We start from the raw sequence: 1,399 nt of genomic DNA on the forward strand, positions 1-1,399 counted from the left end.
CCAACCTCACCACCCACCAGCCCGACAACCATCCCGCCGGGCTGCAGGGGTGAGCCGATTCCGGTTCAGAGCAGTAATGACCTGGCCAAAATCGGGAAGGAGGGGGAGCCATGCTTCCCACCCAATGGTAACTACACACAGACCGATGATTTTGTTGCTGGCAACCACCGGCCCATCCCGGACTTTACCGGTAAGTACAACGGTAACGACAAGCGCATTGGCAACCTCAACGACTGCGTGTTTAAGAATATGAAGGGCGATGGGAAAGTTCATAACCTGGTCATCCAAAATTCCCATATTGAACGCTCACGAAAAGATAATGATGCATTAGGCTTTATCGCCTGCACCATGGAGGGGGAATCAAGCCAGGAAAATAACCGTGTGCAACATTCAAGCATCAAAATTAAAGACACGTCGTTCTTGATGAGAAAGCAGAACAGGCAGGTGGGGATGCTGGCAGGCGAAATAAAAGCGAATGCATTACTTAATGGTTGTCGGGTTGAACACTCGGCCATTGAGATTCAGGGGAGGGGAATTAACGCAGGCATGGTGACAGGGCAGGCTCTGGGTACTTCAGTGATCAATAACACTAATATTGAACGCTGTAATGTCTCATTATCAGGGTATACCGGTTATCGCATCGAACGATGGCATGAGATAAATATTAACGTCGGCCTGGTGGCAGGAAGAATTACTGGAGACACAAAGGAAAAACAAGTCACGGTCAGCAAATCAACCCTGACTGACAACAGTCTTGACAAGAACTCTTACCCACGGGTCTTTAACGATGATACACCTCGTTACAATTACATTTTTCTTAATGCCGCTAATGTGGGCGGTGTGGCAGGAAAAGCAGAACATGCAGTTATTGGAGAAACAGATGCCCGTAACAATAAGATAGCGCTTCTTTCCATGGATAGGGGACACACTGCCGCGGTAGTTGCTGATGCCCATCATTGCGAAATCCGGGGTACTATCGCCAGTAACAACCGCATAGGGGCCGGTTATAAATGGCGAGGCGATTACGACGAACATAATCCAGGTCTCGTCGGTGTCGTCACCGCAGGTTGTTTCAACAGCGAAATCGAAAACACTGAGGATATCAACTCGACATTAGTCAACCAGGGGGCGCAAAATTTCAAGCCATCACTTGTTGAGGCAGGGCATGCAGCCGTTGCAGCCGCTTTTTCCAAGGGTTGTACCATCCGGAATACCACGGCCAACGGAACCCGTATTGAAACCAATGGCAAGGTCGGCTCCGTGGCGATTGCAGCAGCGTTTAATAAAGAGCGTACCAAAGTTCACCAGACAACCGCCATTGACTGCCAGCTGTCGGCCATCGGCCCGGGCAGAGATGGCCGTAATACCATCGGGAATGCTGCTGTCGCAGTGGCTGTGG

Annotated in this window: 1 protein-coding gene; it reads left to right on the forward strand. The window is 50.3% G+C overall.

Features of this window, described 5'->3' with window-relative positions:
- A partial coding sequence (locus KDK13_RS10170) for a hypothetical protein (RefSeq protein ID WP_257284867.1) occupies window positions 1–1,399 on the forward strand: 1,399 nt, incomplete at both ends.

The organism is Endozoicomonas sp. SESOKO1, from assembly GCF_024606265.1.
GTDB lineage: Bacteria > Pseudomonadota > Gammaproteobacteria > Pseudomonadales > Endozoicomonadaceae > Endozoicomonas.